The 17,868-nt window shown below is 58.8% G+C and carries 17 protein-coding genes; 11 read left to right on the top strand and 6 right to left on the bottom strand.

Translation table 11 applies throughout. From position 1 onward, the window contains the following. Nucleotides 1-176 precede the first annotated feature (176 nt). The 6 genes from SIB92_RS02865 to SIB92_RS02840 all read left to right on the top strand — a co-directional run bounded on the left by SIB92_RS02865 (nucleotide 177) and on the right by SIB92_RS02840 (nucleotide 4,451). Complete coding sequence (locus SIB92_RS02865; protein ID WP_412554401.1) at nucleotides 177-1,052, top strand: TIGR01459 family HAD-type hydrolase; 876 nt, start codon at nucleotides 177-179, stop codon at nucleotides 1,050-1,052. A gap of 106 nt (nucleotides 1,053-1,158) precedes the next feature. Next, a complete protein-coding gene (locus SIB92_RS02860) occupies nucleotides 1,159-1,602 on the top strand; it encodes a MaoC family dehydratase (RefSeq protein ID WP_412554400.1) in 444 nt (147 codons plus the stop codon). A 150-nt stretch (nucleotides 1,603-1,752) separates the two neighbouring features. Then, on the top strand, nucleotides 1,753-2,685 hold the full coding sequence (locus SIB92_RS02855) for a bifunctional riboflavin kinase/FAD synthetase (RefSeq protein WP_412554399.1): 933 nt from the start codon (nucleotides 1,753-1,755) through the stop codon (nucleotides 2,683-2,685). Next, entirely contained in the window at nucleotides 2,682-3,179 is a 498-nt protein-coding gene (locus SIB92_RS02850; protein ID WP_412554398.1) for a YcgN family cysteine cluster protein, read from the top strand. Before SIB92_RS02855 ends, SIB92_RS02850 begins: the two co-directional genes overlap by 4 nt. Next, nucleotides 3,179-4,228, top strand: a complete 1,050-nt coding sequence (locus SIB92_RS02845; RefSeq protein WP_412554397.1) for a threonine aldolase family protein — start codon at nucleotides 3,179-3,181, stop codon at nucleotides 4,226-4,228. The genes SIB92_RS02850 and SIB92_RS02845 overlap by 1 nt, the downstream gene beginning before the upstream one ends. Nucleotides 4,229-4,232: 4 nt before the next feature. Next, a complete protein-coding gene (locus SIB92_RS02840; protein ID WP_412554396.1) occupies nucleotides 4,233-4,451 on the top strand; it encodes a DUF6500 family protein in 219 nt (72 codons plus the stop codon). Between the two features lie 7 nt (nucleotides 4,452-4,458). On the opposite strand, the gene SIB92_RS02835 is transcribed toward SIB92_RS02840, so the two are convergent. Beyond that, entirely contained in the window at nucleotides 4,459-5,541 is a 1,083-nt protein-coding gene (locus SIB92_RS02835; RefSeq protein WP_412554395.1) for a serine hydrolase domain-containing protein, read from the bottom strand. 308 nt (nucleotides 5,542-5,849) lie between these two features. On the opposite strand from SIB92_RS02835, the gene SIB92_RS02830 reads away from it, so the two are divergent. Beyond that, nucleotides 5,850-6,470, top strand: a complete 621-nt coding sequence (locus SIB92_RS02830; RefSeq protein ID WP_412554394.1) for an RNA ligase family protein — start codon at nucleotides 5,850-5,852, stop codon at nucleotides 6,468-6,470. Nucleotides 6,471-6,478: 8 nt separating this feature from the next. Here the strand turns inward: SIB92_RS02830 and SIB92_RS02825 are convergent, their stop codons facing one another. Beyond that, on the bottom strand, nucleotides 6,479-7,282 hold the full coding sequence (locus tag SIB92_RS02825) for an alpha/beta fold hydrolase (RefSeq protein ID WP_412554393.1): 804 nt from the start codon (nucleotides 7,280-7,282) through the stop codon (nucleotides 6,479-6,481). 16 nt (nucleotides 7,283-7,298) lie between these two features. Next, nucleotides 7,299-7,898 carry a 2-hydroxychromene-2-carboxylate isomerase gene (locus tag SIB92_RS02820; protein ID WP_412554392.1) on the bottom strand — a complete coding sequence of 200 codons (600 nt, stop codon included), beginning with the start codon at nucleotides 7,896-7,898 and terminating at the stop codon, nucleotides 7,299-7,301. Nucleotides 7,899-8,005: 107 nt separating this feature from the next. On the opposite strand from SIB92_RS02820, the gene SIB92_RS02815 reads away from it, so the two are divergent. After that, entirely contained in the window at nucleotides 8,006-9,022 is a 1,017-nt protein-coding gene (locus SIB92_RS02815; RefSeq protein WP_412554391.1) for a ribose-phosphate pyrophosphokinase, read from the top strand. A 140-nt stretch (nucleotides 9,023-9,162) separates the two neighbouring features. On the opposite strand, the gene SIB92_RS02810 is transcribed toward SIB92_RS02815, so the two are convergent. After that, complete coding sequence (locus SIB92_RS02810) at nucleotides 9,163-10,908, bottom strand: sulfatase-like hydrolase/transferase (protein ID WP_412554390.1); 1,746 nt, start codon at nucleotides 10,906-10,908, stop codon at nucleotides 9,163-9,165. A gap of 310 nt (nucleotides 10,909-11,218) precedes the next feature. Here SIB92_RS02810 and SIB92_RS02805 point away from each other — a divergent pair, with 310 nt between their 5' ends. The 3 genes from SIB92_RS02805 to SIB92_RS02795 all read left to right on the top strand — a co-directional run bounded on the left by SIB92_RS02805 (nucleotide 11,219) and on the right by SIB92_RS02795 (nucleotide 15,156). Then, nucleotides 11,219-11,983, top strand: a complete 765-nt coding sequence (locus SIB92_RS02805) for a hypothetical protein (RefSeq protein ID WP_412554389.1) — start codon at nucleotides 11,219-11,221, stop codon at nucleotides 11,981-11,983. Nucleotides 11,984-12,227: 244 nt separating this feature from the next. After that, nucleotides 12,228-13,406, top strand: a complete 1,179-nt coding sequence (locus SIB92_RS02800) for an MFS transporter (protein WP_412554388.1) — start codon at nucleotides 12,228-12,230, stop codon at nucleotides 13,404-13,406. Nucleotides 13,407-13,647: 241 nt separating this feature from the next. Next, nucleotides 13,648-15,156, top strand: a complete 1,509-nt coding sequence (locus SIB92_RS02795; protein WP_412554387.1) for a leucine-rich repeat domain-containing protein — start codon at nucleotides 13,648-13,650, stop codon at nucleotides 15,154-15,156. A gap of 101 nt (nucleotides 15,157-15,257) precedes the next feature. Here SIB92_RS02795 and SIB92_RS02790 read toward each other — a convergent pair whose 3' ends face one another. Both SIB92_RS02790 and SIB92_RS02785 read right to left on the bottom strand, forming a co-directional pair. After that, nucleotides 15,258-17,072: an ABC-F family ATP-binding cassette domain-containing protein gene (locus SIB92_RS02790; RefSeq protein WP_412554386.1), complete on the bottom strand. Its 1,815-nt coding sequence runs from the start codon at nucleotides 17,070-17,072 to the stop codon at nucleotides 15,258-15,260. Nucleotides 17,073-17,120: 48 nt separating this feature from the next. After that, nucleotides 17,121-17,861: a GNAT family N-acetyltransferase gene (locus SIB92_RS02785; RefSeq protein ID WP_412554385.1), complete on the bottom strand. Its 741-nt coding sequence runs from the start codon at nucleotides 17,859-17,861 to the stop codon at nucleotides 17,121-17,123. Nucleotides 17,862-17,868: the final 7 nt, after the last annotated feature.

The raw sequence follows: 17,868 nt of genomic DNA, 5'->3' as shown, positions 1-17,868 counted from the left end.
TTCTGCAACGCAGCAAAAGTCCCCACCTCCGCAAAACAGTCGCGATACCGACAAGATACCGACGTGAGTTTTGGCCGTTAACTGCTGCGCCGCAGCACATCGCCCACCGGAATCGCTGGCACTCTGGAAATGCCCCTGCCATACCTTGCGCAACACTTCACGCGCAGGACTGCCCCATGACCCAGATCGTTTCCTCACTCGCCGAGATTTCCGACAATTACAAAGCGCTGTTTGTCGACCTCTGGGGCTGTGTGCACAACGGCGTCACCGCCTACCCAGAGGCCGTCGCCGCCCTGCAAGCCTACCGCGCCCAAGGCGGCATTGTAGTGCTGGTCACCAACTCTCCCAAACCCCGCGCCGGTGTGGCGGAACAGCTTGGCTCCTTTGGCGTGCCCGATGATGCCTATGACACCATCGCCACCTCTGGGGACAGCGCACGCTCGGCCATGTTCAATGGTGCCGTAGGCGAAAAGGTCTACTTCATGGGCGAATGGCAACGCGACGCAGGCTTCTTCCAACCACTTGAAATCCTTGACAACCCTGTCGACATTCAACGGGTACCGCTGTCTGAGGCCGAAGGCGTTGTCTGCTGCGGCCCCTTTGACACCATGGCGGACCCGGACGTGAACCGCGCCGACTTTCTCTATGCCAAAACCAAAGGCATGAAGCTCCTGTGCGCCAACCCCGACATCGTGGTGGATCGCGGAGAGGTGCGTGAGTGGTGCGCAGGGGCGCTGGCCAAACTCTACACCGAAATGGGCGGCGAAAGCCTGTACTTCGGCAAACCTCACCCGCCGATCTACGACCTCGCCCGCCGCCGCCTCGCAGCCCTTGGCGTGACCATCGCGGACGAGGACATCCTCGCCATCGGCGACGGCCCCCACACCGACATCTCCGGCGCCATGGGCGAAAACATCGATTCGCTCTTTATCACCGGCGGCCTCGCCGCAGCGGAGACCAAAACCGCCCACCAACCAGATGAAGCCGCGTTAACGAATTACCTCGCAGAACAGCAGGTCACCCCACAATTTGCGATTGGCAAACTGCGTTAACACAAAAACGCTTGATTTTTCTGCGACTGCGAAGTAATAAAATTACGAAGCTAGCGCAATCAGCGTTATTAAGTTGCACAGCCAATCCAGAAAATCGGAGGGCCAAATGTTGGACAACCTGCCCCGCGGCACAATCTTTATCGAAGACCTCGAAATCGGTATGACCCGCTACGTGCGCAAAACCGTGACCGATCAGGACATCGAGATGTTTGCCGCCGTGTCCACCGACCACAACCCGGTGCACCTGGACGAAGAGTATGCCCAAGACACCATGTTTGGCGGCCGCATCGCCCACGGCATGCTCACCGCCGGTTTGATCTCCGCAGTGATTGGCGAGCAACTGCCTGGCCATGGCACCATCTACATGGGCCAGTCGCTGAAATTCCTTGCGCCGGTGCGCCCCGACGACACCGTGGTGGCCTCTGTGACCGTAACCGACATCGACATGGGCAAACGCCGCGTGAAACTCGATTGCGCCTGCATGGTGGAGGGCAAGAAAGTTCTCGCCGGCGAAGCCACCGTGCTCGCGCCGTCGCGCAAGCTGGACTAACTCCAACCGTTTTCTCCTTCCAAAATATCTCGGGGAGGAGGCCCGCCAATGCGGGCCGGAGGGGCTGGCCCCTCCTGTCACCCCCATGCCCCACACACCGCCGTCGCGTCCTCTCTTGCACCTTGCGCATCAAGGGGCTAACCCTGCCACATGCAGATCATTCGCGACTATCAGTTTGTGACCCCTCAAGATCGCGGCGCCAGCGTCGCGATTGGCAATTTTGACGGCGTGCATTTGGGTCACCAATCGGTGATCGACCTCGCCCGCAAAGCTGCGCCAGACGCGCCTTTGGGCATCATGACGTTTGAACCGCACCCGCGTGAGTACTTCGCGCCTGACGCCCCACCGTTCCGCTTGGCCAGCGCTGAAACCCGCGCACACCGTTTGGAGAAGCTCGGCGTCGACAAGCTCTATGAGCTGCCGTTCAACACCGCACTGTCCAGCCTCACGCCAGAAGAATTTGCCCGCGACGTGATCGCCGAAGGCCTCGGCCTCGCCCATGTGGTAGTTGGCGCCGATTTCTGTTTTGGCAAAGGCCGCAAAGGCACCGCCGAGGACCTTGTCGCCTTTGGCGAAACCTACGGCTTTGGCGTCACCATCGCGCTGCTGGTGCAAGGCGGCGACGGTCAGGTGTCCTCCACGTCCATCCGTCAGGCTCTCACCGACGGCCGCCCGCGCGATGCAGCCAACATGCTGGGCCACTGGCACCGCATCGACGGCCCGGTGATTGGCGGCGAACAACGGGGCCGCGAGCTTGGCTTCCCAACCGCCAACATGTCCATCGACGATCTGCACCAGCCCAAATACGGCGTCTACGCCGTGTTGGTCGACGTGCTCGATGGCCCACATCAGGGCAGCTATCATGGCGCCGCCTCCATTGGCACCCGCCCAATGTTTGGCGAAAACAAAGCCAACATCGAGACCTATCTCTTTGATTTTTCAGGCGATCTCTACGGCCACACGCTGTCCGTTGGCCTCGTGGACTACCTGCGCCCGGAACTCAAATTCGACAACCTTGAGGCGCTGATCACCCAAATGGGTGCCGACTGCGACCAAGCCCGCCAAATCCTGAGCGCCTTATGACCCGCCCGCCATTTCTGAAAGCCCCCAGCGATCCCATCGCACGCCACGGCCTTGCCAAACGTTTCTGGGAAAAGAAACCGCTCACCTCGCTCAACGACAAAGAGTGGGAAGCGCTTTGTGATGGCTGTGGCAAATGCTGCCTCAACAAGCTTGAGGACGAAGACACCGGCGAGGTCGCCCTGACCCGCGTCGCCTGCCGCCTGCTGGACGACGACACCTGCCGCTGCACGCAATACGACATCCGCCACCAGTTTGTGCCGGAATGCATCGTTATGACGCCCAAGAACATCGATGAGCACGCCTACTGGCTGCCGCAAACCTGCGCCTACCGCCTGATCTGGGAAGGCAAGCCACTCTACGACTGGCACCCGCTGATCTCCGGCACACCGGACACCGTGCATGACGCAGGCGTCTCGGTTCAACATCAAACCGTGTCCGAATTCGATACCCCGCTGGAGCAGTGGGAAGACTTTATCATCGAGGAGCCCTCCTAATGCATTTTGCCTCTGACAACTCCGGCGCCGCACTGCCCGAGGTCCTCGCCGCCATCACCAAAGCCAACGAAGGCTACGCCATGGGCTATGGCGACGACGTCGAAATGGCACAGGTCACCGCCAAAATCCGCGAAATTTTTGAGGCCCCAGAGGCCGCGGTCTATCTGGTCTCCACCGGCACCACCGCAAACTCACTGGCGCTCGCAACCCTTTGTGATCCTTGGCAAACCATCTTCTGCTCTGAGGTGGCCCACATCCACAAAGACGAGTGCAACGCACCTGAATTTTACACCGGCGGCGCCAAGCTCACATTGGCGGCGGACAAAGACGTCGACAAGATGACACCAGACAGCCTGCGCGCCGCCATCGAAGGCGAAGAAACCCGCGGCGTACACGGCCCGCAACGCGGCCCTGTCTCGATCACGCAGGTCACCGAGTACGGCACGGTCTACACATTGGCCGAGCTCACCGCCCTCTGTGATGTCGCCAAATCCTACGACTTGCCGGTGCATCTGGACGGCGCGCGCTTCACCAACGCCATGGTCGCCTTGGGCTGCACGCCTGCCGAAATGACCTGGAAAGCCGGTGTCGACGCGGTCAGCTTCGGCGGGACTAAAAATGGCTGCATGGGTGTCGAAGCGGTGATCTTCTTTGATCCCAAACATGCCTGGGAATTTGAACTGCGCCGTAAACGCGGCGGCCACCTGTTCTCCAAACACCGCTACCTCTCCGCGCAAATGCTTGGCTACCTGCAAGACGACGTCTGGATCGAAGCCGCCACCAAAGCCAACGCCAACGCCGCCCATCTCGCGGGCGGGTTGCGCGCGCTTGGCGCCACCTTCAAATACCCGTCACAGGCCAACATGTTGTTTGTCGCCCTGCCCCGCGCCACCCACAAACGCCTGCTGGACGCCGGCGCCGCCTACCACCTCTGGGACGGCACGCTGGATGGCGACGATGCCGAGATGGTCACCGCGCGTTTGGTCTGCGACTGGTCGCTCAGCAAAGAGATGATCGACCAGTTCCTCGATCTGGCAGCAGGGAAATAACGCGATGCGAGACAGCCTGCGCACCAAAGCAGTTCAGATATGCAACGACAAAATCGCCAAGAAAGGCGAAACCGTCGGCCTGTCCTTCTATGCCTTCTTTGCCAACAAGAACGACAACCCCGAACTGCTGATGGAAGCCGCCACATGGTGGATCCAAACCCATGAGCTGGATCACTTTGAGAAGGCTGTGAAAGTGCGGGATATGATCCTGTCGGGCGCCTAGGGCGCAATCAAAGCCCTTCTTGCACCAACCATTCATAAGCCGCGCGCATCCCATGCAGGGATTGCGAGCGGCTGCCGTACACAAACATCCAAAGCCCGGTGCTCAGATACGAGTTGCCGGTATAATTCCGCTCGATCAGCACCAGATCCCGCGCCGCATCAATCATCATAAAGTGCTCGCCGTAGCCGTCGGTCCAAATCGTGCCATCCGCGTCCTTTAGCCACCAAAGATACCCGGCATGGCTGTATTGCCCATATCCAATATGATTGTCGCGCAGATCACTGTGCGGCGCGGTTGAGAGCGCAATCCAACTTTCCGGCACAACCTGCTGCCCCCGCCACACGCCCCCTTGTGCCACCATCATGCCAACCCGCGCAAAATCCCGTGCGCTCATATAGGTGTGGTAGTGCGGGTGTCGCGTGTCCGTGCTGGGCATAAACCACGGGTCGCCCATAATCACGTTCTCAGCCTGAAAATCCTGCATCCCCAAGGGCTTTGCCAAAAACTCTTCCATAAACGCGCCAATCTCATAGCCGGTTTCCTGCACAAAGATTGTGCCAAGCGCATTGGCATCAAAATTATTGGCAAAGAAGTACGCGCCGGGTTCATAGCTGTCCCGCTGCGGCCGATCCGTGATCTGCGCGTCATGTTCCCCGGCGGCAGGTAAAAACACTCCAGACCGGAACATCAACAAATCCCGGATGGTCGCCGTTTTTTCCTGCGCCGTGAGGGGGATATTCTCATCGATGCCTAACTCAGCCAGCGTTTTGTCAAGATCAATCAGCCCCTTATCCACCGCAATGCCACACATCAGGCTCATGACGGATTTGCGCATCGAGTGGGTATTCATGATCAGATCAGTCGGCCCATCGGCAAAAATGACATCACCTTTGTACAAAACCATACGCGCCCGCTTGCGATCATCCGGCCCCGGAGCAGGCCAAAGCGCCTCTATTTGGGAGGTGTCGAAATCCGCAAAACTGTGCTCGGTTTGTGTCTCTGGAGACGGGTTCCAAACGCGCGGCACAGTGGCCCAGACAAAAACGACTGATGTCAGAGCGACAAAAGCACAAAAGAACCACTTAAGCATTACGGCTTCCGACTGAGTTAAACGCAACCCAAGGTAGCCAGTCGCTGTCACAAACAACAAGGTATTTATGAACGCCTTTTCCAATGCAAATGCTGCGCCACTGACCGGCAAGGGCTTGCGTAGCGAGCGCGCGAGAGGTGAAGCGGCTCCGTCAAACTGAAGGCCTGTCTCCGACAAAGCGCCAGCACTTCGCTTGCGGCCTCTCGTTTCGTGTACGGGTGTCCTGTTGACCACGGTGTTTATCAAAGCCAATCAATTGGCCGACGCTGCCTTGACCCAGAACCGCTCAACCTGCCACATCTCAACTTATGCGAAAGTACGGACGAACATATCACATTCCAATCTCGCCCGGTGCGACCAACGATGACAAAATCATGTCCTCACAGGCGACATTGGAAGTCTCTGATCTCGTGATAACCGAAAAAATGGACGGCGAAAACACAACCATCCACCAGCACGGCACCCACGCGCGGAGCCCCGACAGCAAATACCATCCCTCGCGAGATTGGCTTAAGGCTTTCGCTTCGGGCATTTCCTACGCTTTGGCACCAAACGAACGCATTGTTGGCGAAAACCTGTTCGCGCGACACTCCGTGGCCTACACCGATTTGCCGTCATACTTCCTTGGTTTTGCGCTCATCTTTGATGACAAGGTCCAGAGCTGGGACGACACGCTCGATCGGTTCTCTCAGTTGGGTGTACAACCCGTGAAAACCCTGTATCGCGGTCCCTTCAAGGCAAACCTTTTTGAAGAGACGGCAAAAGGCTTAAACCTCAAAACACAGGAAGGCTTTGTGGTACGCACAACCGCAGCCTTTCTCGAAAGCCAAATGCCAACGCATATGGGCAAATATGTCCGAGAAGGCCACGTCCAAAGTGACGTACATTGGACCAAAGCCGAACTCGTTCCAAATGGCTTAAAAGGCTGAGCCCAACCTCAGCCCAGAGACATCACGGTCTTCCGCACCTCAGCCGCCACAGCATCCGCATGGGTGATCGCGCCCATATGCCCGGCACCCGCAACGGTCACCCGCCGCCCGTTCTGCACCGCACTGGCAACCCCATCACAGACCGGCTTCATAATCGCAGGGCTCTCCGCGCCGTCCATCACCACCACCGGCACGGCAATCTCGCCAAGGCGCGGCATGATGCTACCTACATCTTCCAGCACATCCTGCTGAGAGGCCACCACAAACGGCACCTGCCGCGTGAAGGTCGCGCGGGTCTCTTCCGGCAACGCCTCCCACGGCGTGCCATCGCCCCATTCCTCCACAAACATACGCACCGCCGCCTCGGGATCGCCAGCGTCGTTTAAGGCAAACACCTGCCCCATATGCGCATCGTTCTTGGTCACGGCCTCCGGTGCAGCCTCTTTGGCCGCCAACATCGTCACCGGCTCAAACAACGACAAAGACCGCACCAAATCCGGCCGCTCAATCGCCAGCCGCAGTCCCAATAGACCGCCATAAGAATGCCCAATCACATCCACCGGCCCGTCCAGCCGCGCCAGAATGGCATCAAGCATGGTCTGACCGGTCAATGTACCCGGCACATAGCCTGCACTGCGCCCATGGCCCGGCATGTCCGGCGCCTCAATCGTCAACAGATCGTCCAGCACCGCGCCGATGCCGCGAAAGGCGCCTGAGTGCCCCAGATTGCAATGCAGCGCCAAAGCCGCGCGCGCCCCCTGCCCCAACACGCGCCAATGCATGTCAGGCGTCTTTCTGCTATCCAATGCCATGGTCCTTAAAGTGTCCTTACAACTCACCCGCCAAATGCGCGTCCAAATCGTCCAACCGGTCCTGCCCCCAGAACCGCGCCCCATCGTCGGTCACGTAAAACGGCGCGCCAAAGGCCCCCGCTTCCACCGCTTCATCCAGGTTGCGGGCATAGGTCTCCGCCCCCACCAGCAAACCGCTGTCCGCCAGCGCCGGGTCAAACCCGGCCTCAATCAGACAAGCGCGGATCACCTCATCCTGCGCAATGTCCTTCTCCTCAGCCCAGCACGCCCGTGTGAACCCATGCGCCAAAGCACCCAGATCGCCACCTCCGGCATTGGCCGCTGCGATAAAAGCATAAGAGGATGGCGCCATATTGGTCGGCCAATGCGCCGGTTGCAGATTGAACTCCATGCCCAGCTTCTTAGCCTGCCGCACCAATTCCTGCGCCCGGTATTCCTGACGGCTGACGTGACGTTCTTTGGGTGGCGTGCCCCCCGTGCGGCCAAACAGCGCAACAATATCAAGTGGTTTATAGACAATCTCGGCCCCGTGTTTGGCCGCAATCGCCTCCAAACGGGTGCCTGCGAGATAGGTATACGGAGAAATTGTCGAGAAATAATAGGTGATCGTGGCCATTTCTGCCTCCCTGATGGCGCGCTTTGCTTTGCGAGACGTTAGGGCCATGTTAAGGCAAGCGCAACGTCACGAATCTGTCACCAAAGCCACCTGGGGATTACCGCGCTATGGCCACCATTCTTGAACCCAAACTGATCACTGGCAACGCCAACAAACCGCTTGCCAGCGCCATCGCGCGGCGGATGTCGATGCACCGGGGCAGCAACGTCAATCTGATCGACGCCCGTGTAGAGCGCTTCAACGACGCCGAAATCTTTGTCGAAGTGTACGACAACGTGCGCGGCGAAGACATGTTCATCATCCAGTCGACCTCCAACCCGGCGAACGACAACCTGATGGAACTGCTGGTCATGGCCGACGCCCTGCGCCGCTCCTCCGCCAGCCGCATCACCGCTGTGATCCCCTACTTCGGCTATGCCCGTCAGGACCGCCGCACCAAGGCCCGCACACCCATTACTGCGAAGCTGGTCGCCAACATGATGGTTGAGGCTGGCATCGAGCGCATCCTCACCATGGATCTGCACGCCGCACAAATTCAGGGCTTCTTCGACATTCCGGTCGACAACCTCTACGCCTCGCCAGTGTTTGCGCTCGACATCATGGCGCAGTTCAAAGGCCAGCTTGAGGACGTGATGATCATCTCCCCGGACGTGGGCGGCGTGGCCCGCGCGCGCGAGCTGGCAAAACGCATCAACGCGCCACTGGCCATCGTGGACAAACGCCGCGAGAAGCCGGGCGAGATTGCCGAGATGACCGTGATCGGCGACGTCAAAGGCAAAAAATGTATCATCGTGGACGACATCTGCGACACCGCCGGCACGCTCTGCAAAGCCGCCGAAGTCCTGATCGAGCACGGCGCCACCGAGGTGCACAGCTACATCTCCCACGGCGTTCTGTCCGGCCCGGCGATTGAGCGCATCACCAACTCGGTGATGAAGTCGCTGGTCATCACCGACAGCATCGAGCCGACCGAGGCTGTGAAAGGCGCCAGCAACATCCGCATCGTGCCCACCGCCCCGATGTTTGCCCAGGCGATCCTGAACACCGCCAACGGCACGTCCGTGAGCTCGCTGTTTGAAACCGAGACGCTGGAACCTGCCTACGAAGGCCTGTTCAAAGCCTGATCTGAGCGGATCACTTGAGAGATTTAGAAAGCCCCGACGGTTGTGTCGGGGCTTTTTATTTCGACCCTTTGGATTGTCTGACACCAAAAAAAGGTGCCGCCTAAAAGGCGGCACCCCAAACTCAGATTTTCTGAAACAAATCAGTGTTTGCCAGCGTTACGTTTGGCGTTGATGACGGTTTGTTCCAGCGGGTTGTACCCCTCCGGCACCGGCACGAGATTAACGTCCTTTGCCCATTGCTCATAAAACGCCGTCATTTCTTCAACCAACTCCGGCATCTCCGACGCAAGGTTGTTCAACTCCGACGGGTCGGTATCAATGTCAAACAGCTCCCAGGAGCCGTCCCCTTTGGGCGGCAGGTTCTGCATCAGCTTGTAACGGCCTTTGAAAACGGCAGACGACCCGGCCAACTCATACCCCACCGGATGCTCTTCGGTGCGCACGGTTTCAACTTCGCCCTTCAGAACCGGCAACATCGAAATTCCGTCTGGAGAATAGATCTCGCGCCCATCGTATACCGGACCGGGGGTTTCAACGCCGGCCACCTCCAGAATGGTGGGTAGGACATCACGCACGTAGGCAAACTTTTCGACTCGGCTGCCAGCCTCAACAACGCCCGGGAAGCGGACAATCAAAGGCACACGCAAGCCACCCTCAGTGGAGAAGGTCTTAAAATAGCTGCCCGGAGTGGCCGCAGCCGCAGCCCAACCAGGGCCATAGTCGGCATAAACGCCTTTTTGGCCCATATCCGAGAAATCGCCGTTGAAATCTTCCATATAGACTTTGTCGTAGTTGGCTTTGTACCAATCATGGTAGGCCTCGCTCAGGGGCAACTGGTTGGGATCTGGTCCATTGTCGGACTGGAAAATCACCAGCGTGTTGTCCAGCTCACCTTTTTCTTCCAGATAGGTCAACAGCTTGCCAATGTTGCCATCCATATTGTCGAGCATGCCAGCGTATGTCTGCATTTGACGGGACCGGAACGCCTTTTCTTCGTCAGAAAACGAGTCCCAATCCGGCATCTGCCACGGCTCATAGCTTGTTTTCAGAAGATCACCGTCCAATTCGATTTCAGGGGACACCAGCCCCATTTCTTTCTGACGTTCCAGACGGGATGCGCGCAGCGCTTCAAACCCCTCGTCATACACACCATCGTATTTGTCGATAAACGCCTTGGGCGCCTGATGCGGGTAATGCACCGCCTGATAGCCCAACCAAGCTAGGAAAGGTTTCCCATCATCGATATTGCTATCGATGTAATCGATCATCGTTTGGGTCCAAAAGTCAGAAGAGTAGTAGTCTTCTGTGGGCAAACTGGTGAGCTTATCGTCCTGATAATAATGCACACGCTCATAAAACGGCGCGTAAGGTTGCTCTACCCAATTGTCAGCACCACTTTCCGCAAGCATGAAACTCTTATCAAAGCCGCGATCGTAGGCGAGTGTTCCAGGCTCATGCCCGAGATGCCACTTGCCTGTCATATAGGTGTGATAGCCTGCGTCCTTCAAAAGGCGCGGCAAAGCCACAACCTTGTCATTGAGGTGCCCCTCATAGCCCGGTTGATCAAATTGATTGTCAGCCTGAATTTCCAGCATATTGCCAAGACCAGCAAGATGATTGTCCACCCCGCTGATCAACATAGTCCGTGTTGGCGAGCATGATGCGCCCACGTGGTAATTGGTGAAAGTCATGCCCTCTGCCGCCAAGCGGTCGATGGTCGGAGTGTCGATCTCACTGCCAAACGCCCCGACATCGGAGAAGCCCATATCATCCGCAATAAGAATGAGGATGTTGGGACGGGAGTCCTCGGCCCACGCTGAATTGGCCGCAACAGCCGCCAGACAGACGCCAACTAACACCTTAGAAAGGTTATGGAAAATCATCATATTCCCTGTGAAATGGTTACTGAATGCGAGCCGTATGCCCGCAACGCTCCCCGTATTCCAAAAAGCCGGACACAATGCGATTGCGCACTGAGCACTTCCACGATGTGAAACCATCGCTACACTTCCTGAAATCTACAGTGGTCTTGTGGAGCCGACATCAACACCGCCGCCTCCAATTCCTTCCCTCGAGCCTCAGTCCCGCATCACAGCCCGCGCTCCCCATCCCCAATCCCTCCCCCAGTAAACGCTTTATCAAGCCTCTTTCTGCATAGTCCGCGTGAAACACCTCGCCAGCAGAAAGCCGGTTCCTATGTCGATTGCCTCCTCTTTGCGTCTAACGCTTCTCACCGTCAGCCTCATGGCGACCCAAGCGCAGGCCAATAGCGTCTCCCTGATCCAGAACGGTTTCTTTGCGCAGCGCGCCTCTTTCAACGACACGCCGTCCCGCACCCCACAACAGCCTGCCCTCGCGCAACCGACGGACGCCGATACCAGCCGCGGCGCACTGGCCTTGCGCCCCGGCGCGGCCAGCCTGTTCCGCGGCCGTGCCACCGGCGGTCTCTTTGCGCCGGTGTTGAGGCAGGTTCTGCCGACTGCGGCCAAGCAGTTGATGACCCTGATTGCAGGCGCGGAAGCGGGCAAGGCTGGCTATGACGCCGTGCAATATGGCGCCCGGATCAAGCCGTCCGCCCCGCCCACCAAAATGACCATCGCCGAGATCTATCAGTGGATCGACAACACCCCGGGACAGCCCCATGCGATTGGCCGCTATCAGTTCATCCCCGCCACCCTACGCCGCCTCGTGCGCCATCAGGACGTGCCACACGACAAGCTGTTCAGCCCGGAAATCCAAGACCAACTGGCCCACCAGTTGCTGGAAGAGGCCGGGCTCAGCGATTTCCAATCCGCCGAGATGTCGCGCGCGACCTTCATGCTCAATCTCGCAAAGATCTGGGCGGGCCTGCCCACCGCGACCGGCAAATCCTACTACGAGGGTTATGCGGGCAACAAAGCGGTCTACACCTGGGACTATTTTGACAGTAACTTCAGAAAGATCTTTCCGACCAGCGGCTAAACCCAGCCAGTGACCAAGCCGTGCCCGGCCAGCGCCGCAGCAATCCCCCCGAATCTGCCCGCTCTTTGGGTGGGGCCGCAAGAATTGCCCTCAAAAAACCCAACCAATTTTCTGACAGGGTAGAGCACAATTCACCCCAAAACATCTTTAAGCTGTTTTTCACAGAAAAATACACGCAGATACCTTGTTCCCTGCGCAACTTTGGGTCTAGCTGGCGCCATATCCGCCAACAGGACCTATTCTCATGACACCCACACTGTCCCCGGGGACCGTGCGCCTCATTATGGCGCTGTTTTTCCTGCATCCTTTCGCGCTCGGAAGCTGGCTGCCACAGATCCCCTTTGTGCAAACCAAACTGGACCTCACCAACGCCCAGCTCGCGCTGTCGCTGCTAGGCCTGCCGATGGCCTTTGTGTTCTTCTCCAAGTTCGCTGCCAAGATCGTTGCCCGGCATGGCGCGCCCAAGGTGTTCCTCGCCTTCTTCCCGGTCCAGGCCGTCACCGTGGTTCTGCCGCTGTTTGCCGTGGATCACATCACGCTGTTTCTGGCGCTGCTGGTCTTTGGCGCCACCGTCACTTTCTTGAACGTGGCGCTCAACGTCTATGCAGGCCAGTTTGAGAAAGCGGCGAAGAAATCCGTGATGAACCGCTGCCACGGCTTCTGGGCGCTTGGCATGACCGCTGCCTCCTTCCTGGCCTCCATGCCCACCGAATTCCTGTCTCCGGCGCTTACCATGTTTGCTCTGGCAGGCTCCACGACGCTCTTGGCACTGTGGCTGGCGCGCCCGCTGCCCAACCTGCGCCCACAATCCGCCGACGCCCCGACCAAAACCAAACGCCGCAAGCTGCGGGACTACCCGACCACCCTGTTCCTGATTGTGCTCTTTGTGGTCTCCGTCACCATGTCCGAAGGCGCGATGGCCAACTGGGGCGCGGTCTATATGGCCGAACGCCTGCCCGAAGGCAGCAGCACCGCAGGCCTCGCCATCACCGTGTTCTCCGCCTTTGTCGCCTTTGGCCGCTTCATAGGCGATTTCCTGAAGGTCCGTATGGGCAGCACCAACCTTGCCCGCATGAACGTCGGCCTCGCCATTGTCGGCCTGCTCATCTTGGTCGCGCCCTTCCCGCCAATGGTGGCCTTTGTCGGTTTTGCCTGCATTGGCCTCGGCCTGTCGGTGGGCTTTCCGCTGGCGGTGTCCGCGGCAGCGGCGCTGGAAGATGAGCACGACGCGGACAACATCGCCTTCCTGTCGATCATGGCTGTGGGCACCAATGTGGTGGCCCCGCCCGTCATTGGCCTGCTTGCCGACCACTTTGGCATCGCCATGGCTTTGGCCGCGCTCCTGCCCGGTCTGTGCCTCAGCTTTGTGATGGCGCGTCATTTGACGCCCACCCCGGACCTGCCAAAGCCAGCGCCTGCCTAAAACCTGCGCAGCCAAAAACTCAAAAATTCACGACGCTCGCCTGTCTCGCAACAGGCGGGCGTCCTTGTTTTATACGGAGGTGCAGAGCGTTACGCCTTTGGGACAGAACACCTGCCCCAAAAAACCACCCAAATTTACCAAAAAGTGAGTTGTCCGAAGGCGGTTCCGCAGTAGACTGAACCTCCACTAACGCTCCTGACTTCTTTTTTCCCCCGCGCCATCCCACTCTCAGGCGCCGTTGATGAGTTTTCACGTGCTGACCAGTTTAAAAATCCAATCCTTCCTCACCGTGGCCAAACAGAGCCTCAAACAACGCATGCGTCCGCAAGTGCGGGCCCGTCGCAAAGCCGGCCCAACCCCAACCGGCACCCCGGCAGATCCCGCCGCCTTCTTCTTCTGGAGCCTTGAGCGCCACAAAGAAGCCCGCGCCCGTCAGATGGTTATTTCCGGTGACAACGGCCGCTTACTGCCGGAAATTTCCGAGCTTTCGCCCCACCTGCGCAAACTCTGCATCCGCCACACCCCCATCACCAATATCGCTGCGCTGCGCGGCCTGCCCAACTTGGAAGCGCTGGAAATCACCGCCTCGCCGGTCACGGATCTGTCGCCGTTGACGGACCTGCCAGCCCTGACAGAGCTCAAATTGTCACTGCCGTCTGACATCGATGTGACCCTGCCCGACTTGCCAAACTTGCAGCGGCTCAAAATTTCCCATCCCGGAAAGCCGGTGCACCTCGGGTCCATGCCCAGTCTGGAGCAGGCCGACCTGCTGGCCCTTTGTGACACGCTCCCCGCGCTGACCCAAAGCCCAAAGCTGACAGACCTCAAAACCCGCATCGCCAAAGGTCAATCGCTGTCTCCGCTGGCACAGGCCACCGCTCTCACCACGCTGTCCCTGCGCTGTGACGGCAAGGTCGACATCGCCCCCCTCGCCAACCTGCAGCCGCTGGAAACGCTGGACCTCTTTGGCGCGGACACCACCGATCTGTCCGCGCTGAGCACACTGCCGGCGCTCACAACCCTGTCACTCTGGAACACCCCCGCCACGCGATTTGACGCGCTGTCTCAAGCCACCAGCCTGGAAAACTTGACCATCCAGTCTCTTGGCCAGATCACCGACCTCGGCTTTGTCACGCCGCTATCGGAGCTGAACCACCTATCGCTTAGTTCAGTGTCCCATTGTGACGTCGCGCCGGTCGCCTCGCTGAACAAGCTTGCCTACCTCCTGCTGCAAACCGCTGATCCCGATCTGGATCTTGGCCCGCTGGAATACTGCGACACGCTGCGCACGCTGCATCTCAGCTTGGACGACGCAGCGGACCACCCGATGCGCGCCCCTTGGCCTGAACTGCCCAACCTGCAAACCCTCAGCCTCTCCGGCACCGGCCTGGCCTCCCTCAATGGCCTGCAACGCTGCCGAGCGCTGAAGAGCCTGAGTTGTATCGGCACCGCGGTTAACGACCTCTATCCCCTGCGCTCGTTGCCCTATCTGGAACAGCTCGACATCTCCGGCAGCCAGGTTGCCGACCTCTCGGTCCTGCTCACCTTGCCGAAGTTCACCAAACCCAGCCCCTATTGCACGCTCGCACTCAACGACACGCCCGCGTTGCATAAGATGCACGAGCTGGAGGCTTTGGCCGCCTGCTCCAACGGGCGGGATTACGATCACAACCGGCATCTGATGGCGAACCGCGTGGTGGTGCTTTTGCAGGATCAGGCCGCCATGCCTGCGACGCACGCCGACGCCTGATTGGTAAACCAAATGTTGCGGCGCCGTGACGCCGCAACATATTCAAAAACCGTGGACAGTCGCGAAACAGTCGCAATACCGACAGGATACCGACGTCAATATCAGCCGTTGCTTTCGGCCTTTTCTTCCAGCAACAGCCACTCTTCCTCCGCGTCCTGCAACGCCGTCTGACGCTCCACCAAAGCCTCAGTGGCTTTCTGGAATTTCACCGGTTCCTTGGTGAATAACTCCGGATCCGCCATGAACTCTTCCAGCTTGGCAATCTCCGCCTCAAGCCGTTCCATGATCCCCGGCAATGCCTCCAAACGGTGCTTCTCGGTGAAGCTCAAACCGGAGGCAGGCGCGGCTTTCTCCGCCTTCACTTTCTCAGCCTTGGGTTTTGATTTATCTGCCTTTTTCGGCGCATCCTCTTGCCGCTGCGCCCGATAATCAGACCATCCCCCGGCATAGGTCACCGCCTGCCCATTGCCTTCCATGGCAATGGTTGTGGTGGCCACCCGATCGAGAAAGTCCCGGTCGTGGCTCACCAACAGTACGGTGCCATCATAGTCATCTAACAGTTCTTGCAGAAGATCGAGGGTCTCAACATCCAGATCGTTGGTTGGTTCGTCCATGACCAGAAGATTGCTCTCCTTGGCCATCAGTTTCGCCAACAACAACCGCGCCTTCTCACCACCGGACAAAGACCGAACCGGCGCTCGTGCCTGACGATCATCAAACAGGAATTCTTTAAGGTATCCAACGACATGCTTGGGATTCCCCCGCACCATCACCTGATCAGCCTTACCCGACACCCGCATCTCCGGGTCACCTGTAAGGCTGTCCCAAAGCGTCATATCCGGGTCCAGCTTGGCCCGCGCCTGATCGAAAACGGCGGGCAATAAATTGGTGCCCAGCGTGACCGATCCCGTGTCCGGTTCCACATCCCCCATCAGCATTTTGATCAAGGTGGTTTTTCCCACGCCATTGGGTCCAACAAAGGCAACACGGTCACCGCGCTGCACCGTCAAAGAGAAGTCGCGCACAATGCTCTTACCATCGTAGGATTTCGACAAACCTTTGGCGTCAATCACCTTTTTGCCAGACTTCGGCCCCGCCGACAGCTCCATCGCTGCCGAGCCTTGCCGCTTGATCATAGCCGCCCGTTCAGCCCGCAGGTCTTTCAACGCCCGCACACGACCCTGGTTGCGCTTGCGCCGCGCACTGATGCCTTCCACGGCCCACCGCGCCTCCGCCTTGATCTTGCGATCCATCTTGTGGCGTTGCAGGTCCTCTTCGTCCCAAACCTTGTCCCGCCAGGCCTCGAAATCCTCAAAACCTTTTTCCTGACGACGCACCATTCCCCTGTCAATCCAAAGGGTTGCACGGGTCAATGCCCGCAGAAACGCCCGGTCGTGGCTGATCAAAACATAGCCGGCGCGTGTTGCTTTCAACTCGTCTTCCAGCCAGGCAATCGCCTCAATGTCCAGGTGGTTGGTTGGCTCGTCCAGCAGCATCAACTCCGGCGCTTCCGCCATCAGCCGTGCCAAAGCCGCCCGCCGCCGTTCGCCACCGGATGCGGTTTCCACCGCCCGCGCCGGATCAAACTTCAGCCCCTCACCCGCGCGTTCAACCTTATACATCTCCCCCGGTTCCAGAGCCGCAGAGGCAAAGTCGCCAAGCGTGGCAAACCCTGTCATATCAGGGTCTTGCTCCATGTAGCCCACACTTACCCCCGGCGGCACAACGATGTCGCCGCGGTCTGGCTCAACCAGACCAGCCATCACTTTCATCAAGGTCGATTTGCCGGAGCCGTTGCGCCCGACCAGCGCGACCCGATCTCCGGGTTGCACCACAAGGCTCAACTGATCAAACACAGGATCCCCGCCAAAGGTCAGGGAAATATCGCTCATCTGCAAAAGGGGTATACGTGCCATGAGATGCGCCTAGCCCGCAGACGCCGCCCCGTCAACCAGCCTGTGGCCCTAGCAAGCCAAAGCCCGCAAAAGCCGCTTGCGCGCCGCCGGAATGGCCTTCACCTCGACACCGGTAAACACGTGCAACGTGTTCATTTGGGCGTCGACCACCGCATGGTCGCTGACCCAGCCGCCCATCAACAAATAGCTGCGCAACATCGGCGGCATACTCAACTGCGCCGCCTTGAGATTGGGCTTGCGCCGCAACCGCGTTGCAAAGCGAAACACATTTGGCGCCTTCACCCGCGGCAACCAGCGTTTCGGCGCCAGATGCCGGTCCCGCAACATGGCAAAGCTGTCGAGGTAGGAACTTGTATCGGTGCCTGCAAAAGACGCACAACCAAACAGCAATTCAACTTTGTTTTCATCCACATAGGAGGTCATCGCCCCCCAGGCCACGCGCAGCACATCGGCATCATGCACATCTGGATGCATGCAAAACCGCCCCATCTCAACCATGCGTCCGGGATATCCACGTAGGGCGTCAAGCTCATAGAATTGAGCCGAATAACTCCGGTCAATGTCGCCCCCGTTATTGAGGGGTAACATTCTGAAAACACACACCAATTTCCCAGAAACGCTGTCTTCGATCAGATAGTGGCGACAGATGGGATCAAAGGCGTCCACATCCAGCGCCCCCTCATCGCCATGAAACGCCAGATGCCGCAACCGCTGCGCGGCGCGCAGATCATCCGCGCCCTCCGCCTCACGCACGCGGTAGCGCCCCTTTTGCCGTTGTGGTTTGTCCATCTGCATC

The sequence above is a fragment of the Shimia sp. MIT1388 genome, assembly GCF_047124445.1.
In the GTDB taxonomy this organism is placed as follows: Bacteria; Pseudomonadota; Alphaproteobacteria; order Rhodobacterales; family Rhodobacteraceae; genus Shimia.
Note: the sequence above shows the minus strand (reverse complement) of the source record. Positions and strands in the feature narration are given on the sequence as shown.